Origin of the sequence: Streptomyces sp. NPDC001194 (assembly GCF_042896985.1) — a bacterium.
Classification (GTDB): domain Bacteria; phylum Actinomycetota; class Actinomycetes; order Streptomycetales; family Streptomycetaceae; genus Streptomyces.
Genome location: NZ_JBIAXU010000003.1, coordinates 185,235 through 206,303 on the forward strand (window position 1 = coordinate 185,235; position 21,069 = coordinate 206,303).

Annotated in this window: 17 protein-coding genes; 3 read left to right on the forward strand and 14 right to left on the reverse strand. The window is 74.5% G+C overall.

From position 1 onward, the window contains the following. Window positions 1–3: 3 nt before the first annotated feature. From ACFY1T_RS08870 to ACFY1T_RS08880, 3 genes are read left to right on the forward strand one after another with little or no spacing between them, the layout of a single operon-like run. On the forward strand, window positions 4–927 hold the full coding sequence (locus tag ACFY1T_RS08870) for a TauD/TfdA family dioxygenase (RefSeq protein ID WP_390787589.1): 924 nt from the start codon (window positions 4–6) through the stop codon (window positions 925–927). Then, window positions 924–1,973, forward strand: a complete 1,050-nt coding sequence (locus ACFY1T_RS08875) for a methyltransferase domain-containing protein (protein ID WP_390787590.1) — start codon at window positions 924–926, stop codon at window positions 1,971–1,973. The genes ACFY1T_RS08870 and ACFY1T_RS08875 overlap by 4 nt, the downstream gene beginning before the upstream one ends. Before the next feature lie 52 nt (window positions 1,974–2,025). Next, a complete protein-coding gene (locus tag ACFY1T_RS08880; RefSeq protein WP_390787591.1) occupies window positions 2,026–3,270 on the forward strand; it encodes a GNAT family N-acetyltransferase in 1,245 nt (414 codons plus the stop codon). 42 nt (window positions 3,271–3,312) lie between these two features. On the opposite strand, the gene ACFY1T_RS08885 is transcribed toward ACFY1T_RS08880, so the two are convergent. From ACFY1T_RS08885 to codA, 14 genes are all read right to left on the reverse strand, one after another. After that, a complete protein-coding gene (locus ACFY1T_RS08885) occupies window positions 3,313–4,542 on the reverse strand; it encodes an MFS transporter (protein WP_390787592.1) in 1,230 nt (409 codons plus the stop codon). Beyond that, window positions 4,542–5,246, reverse strand: coding sequence for a thymidylate kinase (locus ACFY1T_RS08890; protein ID WP_390787593.1), 705 nt, complete (start codon window positions 5,244–5,246; stop codon window positions 4,542–4,544). Before ACFY1T_RS08890 ends, ACFY1T_RS08885 begins: the two co-directional genes overlap by 1 nt. A 61-nt stretch (window positions 5,247–5,307) precedes the next feature. After that, entirely contained in the window at window positions 5,308–6,744 is a 1,437-nt protein-coding gene (locus ACFY1T_RS08895; protein ID WP_390787594.1) for a lyase family protein, read from the reverse strand. Then, complete coding sequence (locus ACFY1T_RS08900) at window positions 6,744–8,648, reverse strand: FAD/NAD(P)-binding protein (protein WP_390787595.1); 1,905 nt, start codon at window positions 8,646–8,648, stop codon at window positions 6,744–6,746. The genes ACFY1T_RS08895 and ACFY1T_RS08900 overlap by 1 nt, the downstream gene beginning before the upstream one ends. A 25-nt stretch (window positions 8,649–8,673) precedes the next feature. Next, a complete protein-coding gene (locus ACFY1T_RS08905; RefSeq protein WP_390787596.1) occupies window positions 8,674–10,245 on the reverse strand; it encodes a glutamine synthetase family protein in 1,572 nt (523 codons plus the stop codon). After that, entirely contained in the window at window positions 10,242–11,732 is a 1,491-nt protein-coding gene (locus ACFY1T_RS08910; protein WP_390787597.1) for an amidase, read from the reverse strand. The genes ACFY1T_RS08905 and ACFY1T_RS08910 overlap by 4 nt, the downstream gene beginning before the upstream one ends. Next, window positions 11,722–13,458 carry a hypothetical protein gene (locus tag ACFY1T_RS08915; protein ID WP_390787598.1) on the reverse strand — a complete coding sequence of 579 codons (1,737 nt, stop codon included), beginning with the start codon at window positions 13,456–13,458 and terminating at the stop codon, window positions 11,722–11,724. Before ACFY1T_RS08915 ends, ACFY1T_RS08910 begins: the two co-directional genes overlap by 11 nt. Before the next feature lie 78 nt (window positions 13,459–13,536). Then, entirely contained in the window at window positions 13,537–13,941 is a 405-nt protein-coding gene (locus ACFY1T_RS08920; RefSeq protein ID WP_030152790.1) for a GNAT family N-acetyltransferase, read from the reverse strand. After that, window positions 13,928–15,235: an adenylosuccinate lyase gene (gene purB, locus ACFY1T_RS08925; RefSeq protein ID WP_390787599.1), complete on the reverse strand. Its 1,308-nt coding sequence runs from the start codon at window positions 15,233–15,235 to the stop codon at window positions 13,928–13,930. The genes ACFY1T_RS08920 and purB overlap by 14 nt, the downstream gene beginning before the upstream one ends. Window positions 15,236–15,315: 80 nt before the next feature. After that, complete coding sequence (locus ACFY1T_RS08930; RefSeq protein WP_390787600.1) at window positions 15,316–17,319, reverse strand: BTAD domain-containing putative transcriptional regulator; 2,004 nt, start codon at window positions 17,317–17,319, stop codon at window positions 15,316–15,318. Window positions 17,320–17,383: 64 nt separating this feature from the next. Beyond that, entirely contained in the window at window positions 17,384–17,692 is a 309-nt protein-coding gene (locus tag ACFY1T_RS08935; protein WP_390787601.1) for a PqqD family protein, read from the reverse strand. Beyond that, window positions 17,692–18,474, reverse strand: coding sequence for a hypothetical protein (locus ACFY1T_RS08940; RefSeq protein ID WP_390787602.1), 783 nt, complete (start codon window positions 18,472–18,474; stop codon window positions 17,692–17,694). The genes ACFY1T_RS08935 and ACFY1T_RS08940 overlap by 1 nt, the downstream gene beginning before the upstream one ends. Before the next feature lie 581 nt (window positions 18,475–19,055). Further along, window positions 19,056–19,613, reverse strand: coding sequence for a DUF5956 family protein (locus ACFY1T_RS08945; RefSeq protein ID WP_390787603.1), 558 nt, complete (start codon window positions 19,611–19,613; stop codon window positions 19,056–19,058). 112 nt (window positions 19,614–19,725) lie between these two features. Then, window positions 19,726–21,021, reverse strand: coding sequence for a cytosine deaminase (gene codA, locus ACFY1T_RS08950; RefSeq protein WP_390787604.1), 1,296 nt, complete (start codon window positions 21,019–21,021; stop codon window positions 19,726–19,728). Window positions 21,022–21,069: the final 48 nt, after the last annotated feature.

Genomic DNA, 21,069 nt, shown 5'->3' on the forward strand with positions numbered 1-21,069 from the left:
GAGATGAACAGCAACGATCCGTTCTCGACCGTCCGCCACCCCGTCGACCCCGCGCTCGCGACGGCCGTCGCCGAGGGCGGGGAGGAGGACGTACGCGCGGACTGGTACCGGGAGTTCGGGGAGTCCGTCGCGGACCACGTACGGCGCCACCTCGACGCCCGGCCCGGCTACTTCGTGCTGAGCGGCCTGGACCACCTGAGCGAGGAGCAGGCCCGCCGGTTCACGGTCGCCGCCTCCCGGCTGGCCGGGGAGCTGCTGCCGCAGGACGGCGCGGGAGCGCTGCTGCGGGACGTACGGGACCGGGGGGTGCGGCTCGGCGAGGGCGCGACCGGCCGCTACTCGGACAGCAGGCAGGGCGGGAGCCTGCACACGGACGCGGCGCACCGGCCGGGGCGGCTTCCGGACATTTTCACGCTGTTCTGCGTCCGGCAGGCCTCCAGCGGCGGGGCGCTCGTCACGGTGCACGTCAGCGATCTGCTGGAGATCCTCCGGGGCCACCCCGAGGAGCTCGCGGCGCTTCGGCTGCCGGTCCACTTCGACACCCGGGACGACACGCCGGGGGTGCCGCTCACGACCGAGCGGCCCGTACTGGAGTTCAAGGACGGCCGGGAGCGCATGTACTACCTGCGGGACTACATCGAGATCGGGCACCGGCACGCGCACGTGCCGCCGCTGACGCCCGAGCAGGTCAAGGCACTGGACCTGCTGGACTCGCTGCTGGAGCGGCGCGATCTGCAGACGCACGGGCGGCTGGCGCCCGGCGAGATGATCTTCATCGACAACCGGTCGATCGTGCACGGCCGGACCGCGTTCGACGAGGAGGGGCCGGCGGACGGCGGGCGGCTGATGCTCCGCACCTGGATCGGACTCCCGGCACGGGGCGGGGCCGGGGCGGCCGCCGGGGCCGACGCCGGGGCCGTCCGGTGACCGGGGTCGTCGCCGAGCTCGAACGGCTCGGCCTGGCCGAGTTCCTGGCCGACTTCCCCGGGGACTCGGTGGACCGCCGCCAGTGGGCCGCCGGCGCCCGCGGCCTCGACGGGGAGCTGCGCGCCCTCGCCGGGTTCCTGCTGCTCGGGGAGCCCGCGGCGGCCGACCGGCTGCCGCCCGCCCTCGCCGGGGCGCTGCCGGCCCTGGTCGGGAGCGGGGTCGCGCACCGGCGCGGGGACGAGGTCCGGCTGCTCGACGTCAGCCTGTTCCGCTCCACCGGGGTGTGGCTGTTCGCGGAGCCGCCGAGCCCCTTCCCCGTGCGCCACTACTTCGGCCGGGACTCCGTCGCGCTGGCCCGGCGGACCGGATTCCGGGCGGGGGCGCGGGTGCTCGACCTGTGCTCCGGGCCGGGGTTCCAGGGGCTGGTGGCCGCCCGCGGCGGCGCCCGGGCCACGCTGGTGGAGCTGCTGCCCGAGACCGCCGAAGTGGCCCGGCTCAACGCGGAGATCAACGGGGTGGCCGACCGGATCGAGGTCCTCGTGGGCGACCTGTACGAGCCGCTCCCGGCCGGAGCGCGGCCGTACGACCACGTCATCGCGAACATCCCCTTCCTGCCCACCCTCGCGGCCCCGGGCGAGGAGGCCGCCCACGACGGCGGCGAGGACGGGTTCGGCGTCGGGCGCCGGGTCCTCGCCGGACTCCCCCGGCACCTGGCCGCGGACGGCACGGCCCATCTGACCGCGCTCCTCCTCCAGGCGGGCGAACAGCTCGTCACCGACGGCGAACTGCGATCCTGGGCCGCGGAGAACGGCTACGGCCTCACGGTCACGCTGACCGAGCGGATGGCGGTGGACGCCGACTCCGATCTCGTCCAGACCACGGTCTCGGACCACCTGGAGACCGACCCGCAGGCCGACCCCGAGGAGCTCACCGCGGCCGCCGTCGGCATGTACGCGAGCCGGGGTGCGACGGCCGCCCGGCTGGCCTATCTGCGGATCGACGCCGGGTTGGCCGACTTTCGTGTCCTCGACCGCACGGGCGGGTGAAGGTGGCTACCGTGACCGGCGCACTCGATCACGATCGGGAAGGACGCACAGCGTGACGACGGCAGGGACGGCAGGGACGCCAGGGACGGACGGCGCGGGCAACGGCGGGACCCGGGGCACGGGCGGCGACGGGAACGGCTCGCGCAGCCCCGAGCTCGTCGAGCTCGCCTCGATACGGGACGCGGAAGCCGACCGGTGGAACGCCCTCGCGGGTGACGCCGCCCTCTACTCGACCCACCGCTGGCTGCTCTACGGCGAGGAGCTGGCCGACGCCGGCTCCCGCCACCTGGTCGCCGCCTCCGGCGGCACGTACGCGGTCGGGCTCCCCACCCACCGCTTCACCGGGAAGGTCCCGCACTTCTACGATCCCGCCGTCCTGTTCCCCGGCGCCGCCGAGCCGGCGACGCCGGAGCGCCCGCTGCTCCTCGGCGGCACCCGCCTCGGCTACACCAGCGAGGTGCTCGTCGCCCCCGGAACCGCCGCACCGCTCGCCGCGGCGGGCGTACGGACCGTACTGGAACGGTTCCGCGCGCTCGGCGCCGAAGACGGCGGCCTCGCGGCGCTGCTCTACCTCACCGACGAGTCGGTGGAACGGCTCCTGCCGCACCTGGGCCCCCGGGACCGGGTGGTGATGATGGACGCGACCGCCGTCCTGCCCGTCGACCCCGACGGCCTGGAGGGCTACCGCAGGCGGTTCACCTCGCACCAGTTCACCTCCATCCGCCGGGAGATGCGCCGCTACAGCGACGCCGGCTGCCGCACCGAGGTCAAGCGGCTCTCCGAATGCCACCACCTGCTCGGCCCGCTCTCCGCGCAGGTGCTCATCCGGTACGGGCACCCCGTCACCGACGCGAGCGAGTCGGAGCGCTTCGCCCAGCAGGCCGCGCTGTTCGACGACAACTGCCGGATCCTGGGCGCCTACCAGGGCGACCGGATGGTGGGCTTCACCCAGTACTTCTTCTGGGGGAACACCATGTACGCCCGCTCGCACGGGCTCGACGACTCCATCGCCCGCGAGGCCAAGCTCTACTTCAACCTCACCTACTACGAGGCCGTGAAGTACGCGGCGGCCCACGGCTACCACTGCGTGGACCTGAGCTGCGACGCCTTCCAGGCCAAGGTGTCCCGGGCCGCCCGGCTCCAGCCCCTGTGGGGGGTCGTCCTCGACGCCCCGTGGAGCGGACCGGTCCTGGACCGCGTACGCGCCGAGGAGAAGGCGCGGCGCGCGGAGTTCGCCTCCCACGACCCGGGGATCGAGTCGCGGGTGGCGCACCTGGTGGACGCGCGCGGCCGGTAGCCCCGCCGCGCCCCGAAGACGGGCCCAGACCGGCCGCGACGCTCACCCGGCCGGTCTGGGCTCCCGCTCCCTCTCCCGTTCCCGCTGGTCACGGCCGCGCTCCGCGATCGCCGCCACCGGTGGCACCGCCGCCCCGGCCGCGACCATGAGCGTGACGAGCACCGCCCACCCCAGCGGGCCCGCGCTCAGGCACAGCGCGTTCAGCACGGTCGGCGCCACGGCGCCGCCGATCCCGACCCCGACGGAGAACACGCCCTGGTACTCGCCCTGCGCGTGCTCGGGGGCCAGCCCGAACGACAGCGCGTACTCCCCCGCCGTGAACAGCATCTCCCCGAAGGTCAGTGCCGCCGTGCCGATCAGGATGAGCCCCATCGCGGCGTACATCGGCACGTGCGCGGCGGCGAAGACGATCCCCATCGCCAGCGCGATGACGGGCCCGCTGCGCCGCATGGCCAGTGCCCCGTCGCGCGGGGTCTCGACCCCCTTGGCGACGTTGGTCTGGAGCAGGACCACCAGGGCGCAGCTCAGCGCGAAGACCAGCGACACCGTCCAGCGGGGGGCCTTCGTGTACTCGGCGATCCACACCGGCATCAGCACCGTCATGAAGACGTCGAACATGACGAGGGTGCCCGCGAGCACGCTGACCGCGAGGAACGGGCGGTCGGTGAGCGCGTAGTGCCGCCCGCTCCCCGGCTCCTTGGGGATCGGCGGCAGATGCGGCAGCCGGGCCACCAGCACCGCCGCGACGAGGTACGACACGACGTCGGCGCAGATCGCGATCACGTACGCGGTCCGGGTGTCGGCCTGCAGCGCGAGGCCGCCGAGGAGCGAACCGGAGACCATCGCGAGGTTCTGCAGGGAGTAGATCCGCGCCCGGTAGGCGACCCGGTCCTCCCCGCCGACGTACGCGATCAGCGCCCCGCTGATCGCGGGGAAGGCGCCGCGCCCCAGGGCGATCAGGGTGATCACCACGAGGAACCCGGTCATGCCCTCCACCAGCAGCAGCGCGCCAGCGGCGGCCGCCTGGGCGACCAGTCCGGCGATGCCCACCTCGCGCGGCCCGAACCGGTCGGCGAGCCGGCCGACGACCGGCCCGGCGACCAGGCCCGCGAGGCCGGCCGCCGTCAGCCCCAGGACCACGTTCCCCGTGGACAGGCCCACGGACCGGACGAAGAACAGGACTTGGAGAGGGGCCCAGCTGCCCGCCCCGAGGTACCGGACGAACAGTGCGGCCGCCAGGCCGCGTCTCAGGCTCCGTCCGTCGCGCAGCATCAGTGGCCCGCCGGGGCGTCGACGACGGCGGTGCGCGGGTCGGCCGCCGTGGGGCGCGGGTCGGCCGCCGTGGGGCGGGGGTTGACCTCGACGCCCAGCTTGGGCGCCAGCAGTTTGCGCAGCTGCTGCGCCGCCGCCTCGGCGGTGTTCGCCCGTACGACGTCCCAGCCGCGCCGGGCCGCCCAGTCGAGCATGACGTCCCGGACGGCGGCCTGGTGCTTCAGGAAGCTCTCCGGCCGGCACTGCGGGTCCCGCCCGCATTCGTACGGGGTGATGTCCCCCTTCTTGCGGCGCAGTGCCTCCTCGGGGGTGACGTCGAAGAAGACGACGCTGTCCACCGGGGCCATGGCGTGGACGATCGCGTCCACCAGCTCCTCGGGACAGCCCGCGAGCAGTTCGGTGGCCGCGTGCTTGACCCAGTAGCCGTCGAGGACGACGAGGTCCGCCTCGGCGGCGCGGGCCCGCTCGGCGGCCAGGGTGTTCATCCAGCCGAGGAAGAGCATCCGGGCCGGGTTCGGCATCTCGGCGATGCAGACCCGCAGTTCGTCGAGGGTGGTGCCGCGCAGGAAGCGGGCCTGCGGCACCTGGGACTCCTCGAACACCTGCCACTTGCCGACGACGCGGAACGACAGGCCCTGACCCTCGGCCCAGCTCTGCACCCGCTTGACCTGCGTGCTCTTGCCCGCGCCGTCGGGTCCGTCCATCGCAACGATCACTGTTCGCATCCCTTCGGAAGATCCGCCACGGGCCATCGCCGCGCGGAAGTCATGCGGTGGTGCCGGTACTGGCGCGGTGGTACGCGAGAGCCCGCTCGATCAGCGCCTCGGCGGCGCCCGTGTACCCGGCCGGGTCGAGCAGCCGCTCCAGCCGCGCGGCGGTGAACTCCTCGGCCGGTTCGGGCGCCTGCGCGAGGAGCCGGTCCACGAGGGGCTCCGCACTGTCCGCGGCCGCCACGGCCACCCGGCCGACCAGCGCCTTCGCTTCCGCCTTGCCGAGTACGGGGGCCAGTGCGGCGGCCAGCCGCTCCGTGACCACGGCCCCGCCGGTGAGCCGCAGGTTGGCCGCCATCCGCGCCGGGTGCACCTCCAGCCCCTCGGCCAGCTCCGCCGCCGTGCACGCGGCCCCTCCCACCAGCCGCAGCGCCTCGCGCAGCGGCTGCCATTCGCCGTGCCAGGCCCCGGCGGGCCTCTCGTCCTCGGCGGCCGCCGCGCAGTGGGTCAGCGTGAGCACCAGCGAGGGCACCTGGAGGGCGGCGGAGCGGATCATCGCGGCGAGCACCGGGTTGCGCTTCTGCGGCATGGCGGAGGAGACCCCGCGGCCGGCCCCGGCGGGTTCGGCCACCTCGGCGAGCTCGGTGCGGGCCAGGGTCTGCACATCGGTGGCGAACTTACCGAGCGCCGCCGCGGCATGCCCGAGGACGGCGCCCGTGTCGCCGATCGGCGTGCGCAGGGTGTGCCAGGGCAGAACGGGCTCCGCGAGCCCCGTCTCGGCGGCGAAGAGGGCGATCAGCTCCCCGGCGTACGCGCCCCCGTCCCGGTCCGCCGCTCGGGCGGGCGACGTCCGCGCGTACTCCAGATAGCCGGCGAGCGTGCCCGCCGCCCCGCCGAGCTGGACCGGCAGCCCCCCGTCGAGCAGCGCCCCGACCCGGCGCCGTACGTCGACCACCGCGACGAGCCAGCCCGCCGCCTTGAGGCCGAACGTGGTGGGGACGGCGTGCTGGCCGAGGGTGCGGGCCACCGCCGGCGTGCCCCGGTGCGCGTCGGCCAGCCGGGCCAGCGCCGCGGCCGTCCGGTCGAGTTCGGCCCGTACGAGGCTCAGCGCGCGGGCCGTCACCAGCATCGCGCCGGTGTCGAGGATGTCCTGGCTGGTGGAGCCGCGGTGCACGTACTCCGCCGCCGCGGGGTCCTCGGCCGCGACCACGGCCGTGAACTCCTCGACCAGGGCGACGACCGGGTTGCCGGCGCCGCGCGCCCGCACGGCCAGCGCGGGCAGGTCGATCGCCGCGGCCCGGGCGCACGCCGTGATCGTCTCGGCGGCCCCGGCGGGCACCGTGCCCAGCCGGGACTGGGCCCGGGCCAGGGCGGCTTCGGCGTCGAGCATCGCCTGGGCCCAGGCCGTGTCGGTGAGGGCCTCCTCGGTGGCGGCGGCGGCCCGCACCGGTGAGAGGAGAGCGGTGTCGGGGGTCGTGCCGGGGCGGTCCATCAGGTGGCGCTCCTCGTCAGCGTGTCGTGGCGGCGGCCGGCCCCGCGGGCGAGGCCGAGGACGGCGCGGGCCATCGCGTCGGAGTCCCCGAGGATCACCGAGTCGACGCCCGGCCGGATCCCGGCGGCCGTCACCCAGTGCACGCCCTCGGTCGGCACGCCGTACGCGAAGCGCCGCTCGTGCGCGGCGCCGGCCGCGTCGACGAGGCGGTACGGGCGCTCGGTGACGGCGATGCCGCCGGTCCGGTACGGGCCCCGCCGGTCGTCGATCACGTACGGGACGCACTGGCCGGTGGCGTACAGGTACCCCAGCAACGGGTCCTCGGTGCGCGCCACATCGGGCTCGGGCAGGCGCGCCTCGATGAACGCCCGCGCGTGCACCGCGCCCCCGCCGACGCGGGGCGAGCGGGCGGTGAAGCGGCCCGCGGTCTCGTCCGCGCCGAACTCCGCTCCCGGGCCGAGGACGGTCAGCACACCGGCCTCGATCAGCGCGATCGCCTCCCGGATCCGGCGCGGCGGCGGTCCGATCGACAGGTACGCGTTCAACGGCCCGTAACGGGCGCTCAGTTCGTCGCGGTAGTCCGCGCCGGATATCCCGCCGTGGTCGACCAGCAGCCGCACCTCGTTGCGCAGGTCGCGCAGTACGTCGAGGGCCGCCTTGTACGGGCCGTCGACGTTCCCCGCGTCCGCCTCGGCGGCGTCCCGCCGCAGGTGCTCCAGCAGCCGGCCGGTGAACGCGGCGCGGTCGGCGAAGACGCCCTCCCCGCAGGGCCGGGCGACGCGCTCCCAGTCCCAGCGCCGCCCGGCCGGCACGCCCAGCGCGTCGAGCAGACGGTCCCGGGCGTACGGGGTCCAGGGCCCGGCCGCGCTCCGTTCGAGCAGCCGCGCCGCGGCCTCGGGGCGGCCGTCGGCCCGCAGCAGGGCCGCGTAGTAGACGGTCTCGACCTCCTGGGAGACCAGCGGCCAGATGTCGCGCCGGAAACGGGGCCGCCGCGGGCCCCGGCGCAGCCGGGCCAACGTCGCCGGGGTGAGGAGGAGCGGGAGGTGGCGGCCGGTCGCGCCCTTCTGGTTCTCCCCCCGGGCCTGGTGGGGCACGCCCCGGCGGGATCCGGCGTACAGCACGGGCTCGCGTCCGGAGCGGTGGTAGACCAGCCCGGCGTCCTTGGCCTCGTACGCCCCGCCGCGCCCTTCGGTCAGCAGGGCCATGTGGTCGAAGAAGTTGAGTCCGAGGCCGCGCAGCAGGACCGGCTCCCCGGGGGCGATCCCGTCGAGCTGGGCGTCCGCCGGGTTCCCCGGGGGCAGGTAGCAGAGCCCGCGGCGGGCCGCGAACCGCGCGAGGGCGGCCTCGGCGGGGGTCGGGGAGACCGGCAGGTGCCCTTGGGCCAGGACCACCGCGTCGAGCCCGGACAGCACCGTGCCGTCGTCCAGGGTCACCCGGTCGCGGCCCGCCGCGGTGGTGTCCGCGTCGAGCCGGACGGCTCGCGCGGGGTGCGTACGGATGTCCGCCGCGCTCCGCCGGACCACCGTGCGCAGCACCCACTCCAGGTAGCGCCCGTACAGGGCCCGGGTCGGATAGCCGTCGGGGCCCGGCACTTCCTCCCCGGCCGGGAAGGCACCGCCGTGCAGGGCGGGGTCGGCGGCCCAGGCGGCCAGGTCGGGGCCGGGCCGCACCGGGCCGTCCATCGTGACGCTGTCGTCGGTGAACAGGGTCACCTGGGAGGCGACCGTGTTCATGAGCAGGTGCCGCGACTGGTCGGAGCGCCACACCCGGCCGCTGCCCGGGCGCGGGTCGACGAGGTGGACCCGCAGCCGCACCCCGGCCGGCAGCAGTTCGTCCGCGTTGGCCGCCAGCCGCTCCAGGACGGACAGCCCCCGCGGGCCCGACCCGATGACGCAGACCGTCAACCAGTCCTCCCCGTGGCGGTGTCCGTCAGTACGCGGCGAAGTACTCACGGTGCTCCCATGCGGTGGTCTCCCCCGGGTCGGCGGGGCCGGCGACGGCCAGCCACTCCCCGAACCGGGCCACCTCGCTCCGCTTGAGCTGCGCCAGGCAGTCCTGGAGCGGCTTGCCCAGCAGGTCCCGGGCCAGGGCGCTGCCCTCCATCGCCGCCACCGCCTCCGCGAGGTCCCGCGGCAGCGCGGCCGCCGTCGGGGCGTGCGGGTCCTCGGCGAGGGCGCCCGGCCGCAGCCCGCGCTCGATCCCGTCCAGACCGGCGGCGAGCTGTGCGGCGAGGTAGAGGTACGGGTTGGCGCAGGGCTCGCCGATCCGGTTCTCCACGTGCGTGGACTCCTCGCCCGGGCCGCCGAGCACGCGGACCAGCGCGCCCCTGTTCTCGGCGCTCCACACGATCCGGTCCGGGGAGAGCGAGAACCGCGTGTCGAGCCGCCGGTACCCGTTGACGGTCGGAATGCAGAACAGGGCGGTGTCCGCGGCGTGTTCGAGCAGACCGGCGACGTAGCCGAGGCCCTCCGGCGACAGCAGCGCGCCGTCCCCGGGCGACGCCGGCACGAAGGCGTTGCGGTCGGCCGCCGCGTCGAACAGCGACTGGTGCAGGTGCCAGCCGCTCGGGTCGAAGCGTTCCAGCCGGGGCAGTGACATGAAGGAGGCGTGGTGGCCGAGGCGGGCGCAGATCTGCTTGGCGACCGTACGGAAGAGCAGCATGGCGTCGGCGGCGTCGAGGCCGTTCATCGGGCTGAAGGTGAACTCCAGCTGGCCGGGGCCCGATTCGTGCTCGACGGTGCGCAGCGGCAGCCCGAGCTCGCGCAGGGCGCGCGCGAGCGGGGTGACGAGGTGCATCAGGCCGTCGGTGAGGGTGTCGAGGTTGAACTGGTAGCCGCCGTTGACCGGTTCGACGGCGGGCGGCTCGCCCTGGACGCCGAATCCGCCGACGGTCGCCGCGGCCCGCGCGGCGGCTCCCGGGCCTTGGTCCGCGCCGGTCAGCCGGGTCACGTACCACTCCACCTCCAGGCCGACCACGTACCGCAGGCCGCGCTCCGCGGCCCGGTCGCACTGGCGGCGCAGGACGGCGCGGCTGGACAGCGGGTGGGCGCTGCCGTCGCGCAGGTACTCGTCGGCGACGACCCAGCCGGTGGCCGCCTCGGTGTACGGCAGCACCCTGAAGGTGAGCGGGTCGGGAACGATCAGGAAGTCCCCGGCTCCGGTCAGCTCGGGTATGCCGATGCCGCCGCCGGGGGCGAAGAAGTCGACGCCCACGGCGTGCCCGGTGTCGAAGACGAAGGGGCCCGGGCTCATGTCGATGCCGTTGCGCAGCGCCGTGCGGAAGGCCTCGACCGTCAGGGTCTTGGAGCGCATCAGCCCGTGCGGATCGCCGAATCCGACCCGTACGAACTCCAGACCGGCAAGGGTGCCCGCCAGGGCCTGCGCCGCGGCCCTCTGCTCCGCGCTCCACAGGCCGTGGCGCTCGACGAAGCCGACGCTGCCGGTGGCGAAGCGGGCGTAGCGGCGCTCGTCGGCTTCGCGGGCGGTGATGGCCTCGGTCATGTCGATTCCCTTTCCGGTTCCGGCTGCGGCGATCGGGCGGAGAGCGCCGCGTAGTGGTGGTGCCAGGGGCGGGCCTGCTCCAGCTGGTACGCGGCGGCCAGGACCCGCAGGTCCTCGCCCCGCCCGCCGACCAGTTGCAGGCCGACGGGCAGGCCCTCGGGCGAGAGCCCCGCCGGGACGGACACGGCGGGCTGGCCGGTCAGGTTGAAGGTGTAGGCCTCGGGGGCCCAGGCCAGCCAGGACAGGGCGCCCTTGGGGACCGGGTCGGGCGGCTCGTGCCGGTCGGCGGCGAACGGGGCGATGGCCACGGTCGGCATGGCCAGCAGGTCGTACCGCTCCATCAGGGCCGTGCTGCGGGCCCGCAGCACGGCGCGCGCCTCGTACGCCCGGGCCAGCCGGGCGGCGCTGAGCGTGCGCCCGTACCGGATGACGCGGAGCCGGCCCGGGTCGAGGCGGTCCGCGACCTCGTCGAGGTCCCGGGGGTGGGCGGCCGCCTCCCAGCCGGCCAGGATCGTCTCCAGGGCCGCGTACGGGTCCTCGAAGGGCGGCGGGATCTCCTCGACCTCGTGCCCCCGGGCCGCCAGCGCCTCCACGGCCTGCCGGGCGACGGCCGCGATGCCGGGCCGCGGCGCGGGTTCGCCGAGCGAGGGGATCCAGCCGATGCGCAGGCGGGGCATCCGCGCGGCCGCCCCCTCGGGATCCCCGGCCGGCGCGCCGGACACGCCGTAGGACAGCGGGTCGGCGGGGTCGTGGCCGGACATCACCTGGGTGAGCAGGGCCGCGTCGGCCACGCTCCGGGTCAGCGGCCCCAGATGGGACAGCTCGTCCGGGCTCTGGGGCACGTACGGGATCCGGCCCAGCGTGGGTTTGAACCCGACGACCCCGCAGAAGGAGGCGGGGATGCGGATCGACCCGGCGCCGTCGGTGCCGGTGGCGCCGACCCCGATGCCCACGGCCACCGAGGCGGCCGCGCCGGCGCTGGAGCCGCCGGGGGTCAGGGCCGGGTCCCACGGATTGCGGGTCGGGCCCTGCAGCCGGTTCAGGCCGGCCGCGCTCCACCCGCCCTCGGAGGTGTTGGTCTTGCCGATGACGATCGCGCCCGCCGCCCGCAGCCGGGCCACGGCCGGGGCGTCCCGGCCGGGCACGGCGTCCGCGTGCAGCAGGGAGCCGCGGGTGGTCCGGATGCCCTCCGTCGGGGTCAGGTCCTTGACGGAGACGGGCATGCCGAGCAGCGGCCGGTCCCGCCAGACGGCGCTCCCGTACCGGTGGAGGAGCCGGTCCGCGGCCCCGGCCTCGGCGGTGGCGCGCTCGCGGGCGAGCGTGAGGAAGGCGCCGATCCGGGGCTCCCACCGGTCGAGCAGGCGGAAGGTGGCGGCCAGGTGCTCCGAGGGCAACAGGCTGCCGTCCCCGTAGGCCGTGCGGAGCGCGCGGACGCCGGCGTACCGCGGTCCGGACGGGGCGGGTGCCGCGGGCAGGTCAGGCGCCATGGAAATCCCGGTACCAGCCGTTGTCGAAATCGCGGACCTCCAGGCCCCGGTCGGCGGCCGCCTGGTGCAGCAGTGCCTGGATCCGCCCGGCCACCATGGCCGCCCGCAGGTCGGCCCGCTCGAACTCGGCGCCCGAGGTGCGCAGCAGCCGCAGGTCGTAGAGGCCGGGGCGGTACGCGCCCTCCAGCACGATGCCGAGCGGGATGCGCAGTGCGTGGCGGACACCGAAGGTGACGTGCCCGGTGTGGTGCTGGTCGGACCAGTTGGTGATGTCGGCCGTCATCGGCGCGAAGAACCAGTCCTCGCGTCCCGGGGTCTCCTCGGTCCACGACATGCTGTGCGGCAGGTAGTGCCAGGTGTTGTAGCGCATCCGCGCGCTGTAGGCGGAGAGGGTGCGGGCGAGGGCGGCCCGGTCCTCGGCGAACTTGCGGACGAACGCGGCTCCCGGTGCGACGCAGCAGTAGAAGTCGCGGGTGGCCAGGGCGATCCGGTCCTCGGCCGGGTGGCCGCTGTGCAGGACGGCGACGCTCTTGGGGCCGCGGCCCATCACGACGTCGCAGTCCAGGGCCGCGGCCAGCGTCTCGAAGAACCGGTGCAGGAACCCCTCGTACGCGCTGGTGAACCCAGCGGGCGGGGCGAGCCGTACGACGCGCTCGACGACCTCCTCGGCATACGCCCGGACCGTCGCGGGCGCCGCCGCCACGGGAAAGGGGCGGCCGGCGGCGCCGGAGAGCAGGCCCGCGACCGGCGCCGGCAGCTCCTCCCAGCCGAGGGGCTCGGCCATGATCCGCTCGCGTTTGTGCAGCGAGGCGCCGTTGATCTCGCGGTAGAACACGGCGCCGCCGCGTAAACGCTCTGCGCGGGCGGCGGCGCAGGCCGCGGCCAGGGCGTCGAGGGCGGCGCCCGTCGGCAGGCCGGCGAGATCCGGGACCGGGGCCCCGTACGTCCCGATGCGTTCCCGGAGGAAGCCCGCGAGCAGGTCGGGGGTGAGCTGTACGCCGTTGAACTCCTCGGCCCGGACCGGGGAGCCCGAGCTGATGAGTGCGTGCAGGCAGACGACGAAGGTGGCGTCCTCGGGGGCCCACCGCGCGGCCGGGGCCTCCCGGAGCCCGGTGAGCACGGAGCGCTCGGCCCCGGCGGCCAGCGAACGGCCGGGCAGATTGCTGAACTTGCCGAGGTTGCTGTAGAAGCGGTCGCCGACGTAGAGCAGTACGGGGGCCATGTGGAGCAGGGCGTGGCCGACGGCGTCGATCCTCGCCCGGACGTGATCGGGGTCCTGCTGCGCGAGCCAGCGGTGGACCTCCTCGAACTGGATCCGCTGGACGTCCTGCGCCAGCGCCCACAGCCGGCCCAGGGACTCCGGCCGGTTCTGCCATTTGAGGGTGCCGAGCGGCTCGGCCTCCTCGGGGCCGGCGGGCCGGGTGCCGGCCGGGACGACGCGCAGCCGCCCCGTCCCGGTCAGTACCAGCAGGTCCCCGCCGCCCTCGTCGGGCGTGGTTCCGGGGCCGCCGGTCGGGGCGAAGCCCGCGACCTGGGACTCGGCTATCTCCGTGTACACGCGCTCGCCGAGCCCCATGGCCGCTCGGCCGATCCGTTCGGGGACCATCCCGTCGAGGGTGGCCGCTATCCGTATCGCGTCGGCGGCCAGGCCGCAGGCACGGGCCCGCTCGGCGGCCGCCTTGACCTGGGCATCGAATCCGGGCGTCTTCAGCTGCATTGTCGTCACCTACGGAAGGTCATTCGACGGCGGTTCGGGATCGGGGCGGGGTGGCCGGCGGACCGCCCCGCCCCGCGGGGCCCGGGTTCAGCCGAGCGCATCGAGGGTCCATGCGGACTCGTGGCGGCTGAACCCGAGGTGGGGGTAGTACGCGACGGCGGCCGGTGCCGAGAGCAGCACGAGCTTGGCCTGCGGCGCGGCCTCCCGGGTGGCCCTGATCAGGTCCCGGCCCACGCCGCGGCGCTGGAACTCGGCGTCGACGGCGATGTCGCTCAGGTACGTGACGTACGAGCCGTCGGTGATCGAGCGCGCGATGCCGATCAGCCGCCCGTCGAGGCGGGCCGTGATCACGAGATTGGCGCCGGCCAGCATCCGGGTGAACCGCTCGACGTCTTCGACGGGACGGCGCTCGCCGAGGGTGGACGCGCGGTACAGGGCGGTGACTTCGGCTACGTCGAGGCTGGCACCGACGACGGGCTCACACTTCCACATGCTGCTGCAGCTCCTTGCTCAGTTCGTCCAGTCGGGATTTGAGGTGCTCGCGGTTTCCGAGGAAGCGCCGCGGGTCCATGTGATCGGCGGTGACGTCCACACCGCGGGAGGCGAGGCCGTCGGCCAGTCCGGTGCCGCGCTCCCAGGCCTCGGTGGCGGCGGCCTGGACCAGCCGGTAGGCCTCCTCGCGGTCCCGGCCCCCGTCGACGAGGTCCAGGAAGACCTCCGAGCTGTAGACGAGGCCCCGGGTGGCGTCGATGTTGCGCGCCATGCGCTCGGGGAACACCCGCAGCCCGCGCAGCAGTCCGGCCGCGGAGACCAGCTGGTAGTGGGCCACGGTCAGGCTGTCGGGCAGGATGACCCGCTCCACCGAGGAGTGCGCCAGGTCCCGCTCGTGCCACAGGGCGACGTTCTCGTACGCCGCCCCGGCGTTGGAGCGCAGGATCCGGGCGAGACCGCACAGCCGCTCGCTGGTCGTCGGGTTCCGCTTGTGCGGCATCGCGCTCGACCCCTGGTAGGCGCTGGTGCGCGGCTCGTCGACCTCCCCGACCTCGGTGCGCTGCAGCATGCGCATCTCCAGGGCGAACTGCTCGACGACGGCCCCCGTCACCGCGAGCGCGGAGAGCAGCTCGGCGTGCCGGTCGCGCGCCACGACCTGGGTGGGCATCGGCTCGACGCCGAGGCCGAGCTGCCCGCAGACCCACTCCTCCACGTACGGGGAGATGTGCGCGTACGTGCCCACGGGACCGGAGAGGGTGCCGACGGCCACGGCGGCGCGGGCGGCGGTCAGCCGGGCGGTGCAGCGGTGGAGGGCGAAGGCGTGCACGGCGAGTTTCTGGCCGAAGGTGGTGGGCTCGGCGTGGATGCCGTGGGTGCGGGCGATGCACACCGTGTCCCAGTGCTCCAGGGCGCGTTCCACGAGCAGTCCGGCGAACGTGCGGGCGGCGTTCAGCACGTGGTCGCACGAGCGGGCCAGCAGGTGTCCGAGGGCGGTGTCGACGAGGTCGTAGCTGGTCATCCCGTGGTGCACCCACCGGGCGGACGCGGACGGCATCGGCTCCGTGTAGGCCGCGAGGAAGGCGAGGATCTCGTGGTCGCGGGTGAGTTCCAGCTCGCGGACCCGGGCGACGGAGGGGACGGGGGCGCGGCGGATGTCGGCCAGGCTGTCCCGGTCCACGACGCCGAGTTCGGCCTGGGCCGTCGTCGCCAGTACCTCGACGCGCGTCCAGGTGGCGTACTTGTGCTCCTCGGTCCAGAGCTCGGCCAGCTCCGGAGTGGAATAGCGTTCGATCAAGGTCGGTTCTCCTCGGATCTCCCCGCCCGGCGGCATGGCGGGGGACGGGACGTGGGGGGTGGGGCTCGTGAGGCGTACGGTCAGGCGGTGAAGCCGAGCTCCGGTGGCAACAGGCCGGCCCTGGCCGCGGCGACGACTTCGGCGCGGGCCGCCGGGCCGCCCGCGGACGGGGTGGCCCGCAGCGGGAGGAGCGCTCCGGCCGGTCTCGCGTACCAGGCGGCCAGCGCGTTCTGCACCGCCCCGTGCCGGCTCCGCATCGGGTCCACGTCGAAGGTGAGCTCCCGCGCGTACAGCCGGACCAGCGGGTGGTACGAGAAGCGCACCCCGCTGCCCTTGACGAAGTCGGCGTCCAGCAGGTGCTGCGCGGTCAGCCGCTCCAGGGTCTCCTCCGTACGGTCGTCCGGCAGGCCGAGCGCGGCCGCGGCCACCCGCACCGGGAACGAGGCCATCTCCAACAGGCTGAGCAGCCGGAACGCCCTGCGCTCGGGGGCGTCCAGCGCCGCGTAGCCGACCGCCAGGCTGTCGCGCACGCCGAGGTCGCCGACCGCCAGCTCGTCGAGCCTCCTGCGCTCCGACTCCAGCCGCCGGGCGAGCGTCTCGAGCCGCCAGTGCGGCCGCTCCAGCAGACGCGCGCCGACGATCCGGATGGCCAGCGGCAGCCGGCCGCAGTACCGCACCAGGTCCTGCGCGGCCCCCTCCTCGGCCGCCACCCGCTCGCGGCCGATGATCCGGGCCAGGATCTCCCGGGACTCCTCCGCGGTCAGCAGCCCGAGGCGCACGTGCCGGGTGCCGCCCAGGGTGGACAGCATCTCCAGGCTGGTCACGACGGCCGCGCAGGTGGGCGAGGCCGGCAGCAGCGGCCGTACCTGCGCCTCGTCACGCGCCCCGTCCAGCACGACCAGCACGCGCCGGTGGGAGAGCAGCCCCCGGTACAGGGCCACCCGCTCGCCGGAGTCGGCGGGCACCGCGCCCGGGTCGACTCCCAGGGCCCGCAGCAACTCGCCGAGCACGTCCGCCGGTTCGCGGAAGGCGTCGCCGCGCTGGAGCTCGACGTACAGCTGGCCGTCGGGGAAGGCGGGGCTGACGGCGTGGGCGACGCGGACCGCCATGGTGGTCTTGCCGACGCCCGCGGCCCCGTACAGGTCGAGGGTCTGCGGGACGGTGCGCTCCGCGCCCTCCCGGGAGACGTCGCGCAGCCGCCGGATCAGGTCCGCCTCGATGCCGGGCCGGGCGAACTCCGCGAGGCGCGGCGGGAGGGTGTACGGGCATCCCGGGCGGGCGGGGGCTTCGGCGGGGCCGCCCGGCCGGGGGGCGGCGGGGCCGGGCCGGGCCGCCGGGTCCGGGGCGGACCGGGTGGGCCCGGCGAGTATCCGCCGGTGCGCGGCGCGGAGTTCCTCGCCGGGCTCCACTCCGAGCTCCTGCGCCAGCAGCCGCCGGGCCTCCTGGTACGCGGCGAGGGCCTCGCCCTGGCGGCCCGCCCGGTACAGGGCCGTCATGAGCCGGCCCCACGCGCTTTCCCTGAACGGGTGTTCCGATACCAGCGCCCTGAGCCGGGGCAGCACGTCGGCGTGACGACCCACGGCCATTTCCGCGTCGGCCCAGCTTTCCGTGGCATTCAGCCAGCGTTCAAGCAGAGCGGCCCCGTCGCCCTGCTGGAGGTATTCCGAGGGGATGTCGACGAGCGGGGTCCCGTTGCCCTGCTCCATCGCCGACCGGAACAGCCGGGCGCGTTCGGCCGGTTCGGTGGTGAGTTCCGCCTTCTGGAGGAAGGTATTGAAGCGGTCGAGGTCGAGCCGTTCGGCTCCGATTGCGATCGCGTAGCCGGAGGCCCGGCTGACGACCGCTTCGGCGCCCAGGAGTTTGCGCAGGCGGGCGATGTACCCCTGCAGGGTCTTGCGCGCGGTCAGCGGGGGTTCCCCGCCCCACAGCTGCTGGATGAGCTCCTCCGCGGTGAGCGTGCGGGGGGCGTGCAGCAGCAGGGCCGCGAGAACGACGCGGTGCTTGGCCCGCGGAATTTCCAATAACTCTCCGTTCCGCCGTACGGTCAGCGGACCGAATACATCGAACTGGAGATCGTCCAGCATGTGATGGCCCCCGTAATGTCTCGCCCACGGGAAAATGCGGAGGGGTGGTGGCCCCTGAGGGAATTCAGGCCCGGGATTCACCCTGGGCGATGTTCACGACATCGTGCCGCGCGAGTTCCGTGAAGAGCTCGACGATGTCCTGCACCACGGATTCCTGATCGATGTCGTATTCCTGGGCGATCAGCGCGGCGATATCGCTCACGGTGCGCTTCCCGTCGATCTGCCGCCAGATGTGGGCGGCGGAGGCGGTCAGCTCGAAGAAGTGCTCGTACCCGCCGACCACCGTCGTGCCGCGATGGTTGCGGATCTTCACGTTCAACGGGAGCGAGGCCACCGAACCGGGGCCCACCTGCACGTTCTCATCGAGCGACATCAGACCGACACCTCCATGGAGATCCGCTGGCAGACCGCGATGGTCTCCTCGACCCACTTGCGCGGGTGGTCCGGATCGAAGGAGCGCATCGTCTCGACGGCCCAGTACGCCTCGAACGGCAGCAGGGCCGGATCGAGGATCTCCATCCGCCGGGCCCGCCACTTCGGCCACAGACTGCCGAACTGGCCCAGGCTGGCCTGGAGCGCGTCCACGGAGTGGTTGAAGGCGTTCTTCGTCGCGAGGACCGCGCTGTACAGATCGCCCCGGGCGATCTGGCCGGCCGCGTCCTCCGTGTAGCTGTCGGCCTGCCGGAGCGAGTTCACGATCAGCACCGAGCGGTGGGCCGAGGCGGCGAGCCGCTCGCGGGTCCCCGCCAGCCAGGCCCCGTCGTCGGCGGCCGCCGCGTACGGGAGCCGCTCCAGCATGGCGATCTCGTGGTAGCTCAGGGTGCGCCAGGTGCCCTGGCCGTCGGCGAACTGCTCCCGGGAGACCTTCGAGAGGACCTGCTCGATCTGGGACGCGGTCCAGTATTCGACGTCCCAGCGGCGGCCGTCGACGAACGTGCCCTCGTACTGGAGCGTGTTCGGTTCGAGCGCCACGTGGTTGGTCTCGTCGATCGTGCTGGTCCAGAGGTCGCGGGTGACGACGTGGACGTCGAGATCGCTGGTGGGGTTGCCCCAGCCCCTGATCAGGGAACCGCTCGCGAACACCGTCTCGTACGCGTCCGGGAGCAGATTGCGGCTCTTGAGCTCGGCTATTACCCCGGAGGTGTCATACGTCATGAGGCACGGCCCTTCCCCGTCTCGGGCCGCCGCGACCGAGATCATCGGATGACGGCGCGCTCTGGTTCTCCTTGGATCGCCGCCACGGCGTCGGAACGGGCGGCACGCCCCGGAAGGTGATCTCCGACCCCGGGGACAATTTCCGGCTCACCCGAAGAATCGGCTGGCCATGCAGAAGTGCTGAACTTCGGCACGGTCCAGCATATTGACAAACCTTCAGTTGAGTCCAGAACAATCTGGTGGCGTGAATTGGCCTTTACATGAAGGGGCTTACTGTCCGTAAAGGCGGCATCAGGATGCGTGTACGGCCCAGTTGAGCCATGGGATTCGACGTCGCGCGGAGCAGCCGTCCGCGGCGGCGGGACGGCGCTCCCGCGCGCGGCAGCGCTCGGAGGGCACGTCCGGGGCGGGGACAAACCACCGATTCTCGCCATACGCGACCCCTTCGCGGACCGGTGGCGGACAAGAAATATTTGCCTTCCCGGGGTCGCGGCTGCAATCTCGCCGACCGCGAGCCCGAGGTGGAGCCGGTTCTTCACCGGCGCAGGGGCGTGAACCGGCGTGTCGCCCTCGCGTGTCGCTCACCCCTCGGTATCGGACTCGGAGCCCGACCCGGACCCGGTGGCCGGCGAGGCGAGTTCGGCGCGGACCAGAGCGAGGAAGGCGGCCGAAGGCCGGACCTCCACACCGCGCTCCCGGGCCAGCGCCCGGAGGTGGTCGAGGACCGCGCCGAGCGTGGGGTGGGAACCGGGCGGGCGCAGCAGCCACAGCCGGCCCGGCGGCCGGCGCGGGAGCCCGAGGGCCGCCAGCGCCTCCTCGGCCTCCCGGTCGAGGTCGTGCAGATCGGGATCGGCGAGCGGGGCCGCCTCCACGCCGGTGATGTGCCCGTGGCCGTCCAGCCGGGTCTCCACGGCCCAGTGGGTGGACCGGTCCGGGATCCAGGTCCGGTCCGCGGGGGGCCACACGTACGGGAGGAACACCCACAGCGTGTCCTCGGGCGCGGGCTCCCAGCCGAGCACCTCCAGCTCCCGGACCTCGGGCAGCCGGTCCGGCTCCTGCTCACTGCGGCCGGTGCGGCGCAGCGCGAGCGGGTGCGGTGTTCCGTCCTCGTCCCACGAGTCCCACGAGTCCCTCGGCATGCGCGCAGGCTACCGCCGGCCGAACGGCCCGCCCTTGACCGCCGCCCCGCGCCGCGCCGCGTAGCCCCGCCCCGCACCCCTCGCGGCAGGGGCCGCCGCCCGGGCCGGGTCCCTACGACCGGCGGAAGTCCACCTCCGCCGGCGGCTCCCCCGGCCAGTTCAGCCGGGTCGGCGCGGGCGGGGTCTCGGCGAGCACGGCCCCCCGCGCGACCACGTACCGCGGCCGGACCTGGCGCCGCACCGCCTCGGCGGGCGTCTCGGCCGGCAGCAGCACGAAAGAGGCCGGGGCGCCCTCGGAGATCCCGTACTCCGCCCCCGTCAGGCCCAGCACCCGCGCCGCGCGCTCCGTCACCATCTCGAACGCCACCGGGATCTCGTCCGCCCCCGTGAGCTGGGCGGCGTACAGCCCGACGAGGGCGGTCTGCAGGGGGCTCGCGGTGCCGAGCGCGTTCCACGGGTCCATCACGTCGTCGTGGCCGAAGGCCACGTTGACCCCCGCCGCCAGCATCTCCTTGACCTGCGTGAGGCCGCGCCGCTTGGGGTAGCCGTCGAAGCGGCCCTGGAGGTTGAGGTTCGCGAAGGGGTTGGAGACCAGGTTGATCCCGGAACGGGACAGCAGCCGCTGGAGTTTGAAGCTGTACGCGCCGCCGTAGGAGCCCATCGCCGTCGTGTGCGAGGCCGTCGCCCGCTCCCGCAGCCCCGAGCGCAGCGCGAGCGCGGCCAGCACCTCCACGAACCGGGACTGCTCGTCGTCGATCTCGTCGCAGTGGGCGTCCACGCGCAGCCCGTGCTCCTCGGCCACCGCGAAGGCGACGCCCAGCGACGCGACGCCGTCCTCTCGGGTGTCCTCGAAGTGCGGGATGGCCCCGACGACGTCGGCGCCCCGGGCCACCGCCTCGCGCAGCAGCGCCTCGCCGCCGGGGAAGGAGACGATGCCCTCCTGCGGGAACGCGACGATCTGCAGGGTCATGAAGTCCCGGACCCGGTCGCGGACCTCCAGCAGCGCGTCCAGCGCGGTGAGCGCGGGGTCGGTGACGTCGCAGTGCGTCCGCACGTGCAGCACGCCCTGGGCCGCCTGCCAGCGCAGCACCCGCGTGGCCCGCTCGACGACGTCCTCGCGGGTGAGGGTGCGCTTGCGCTCGCTCCAGCAGGCGATCCCCTCCCACAGCGTCCCGGAGGCGTTCGGACGGGGCTCCCCGGCGGTCAGTGCCGTGTCCAGGTGGATGTGCGGCTCGACGAAGGGGGCGCTGAGCAGCCCGCCGTGCGCCTCGATCAGCACGCCGGTGGCCGGCGGCTCCTTCTGGTCGTCGTACGGGACCACCCGCGCGATCCGCCCGTCCTCGGCGACCTCCACGTCGGACAGGCCATCGGTATGGAGCAGCCGGGCACCCCGCACGATCATCCGCATACGGCCACCCTACGACCGTGGCCCGCGGTTTCCGGGGAAACCGCGGGC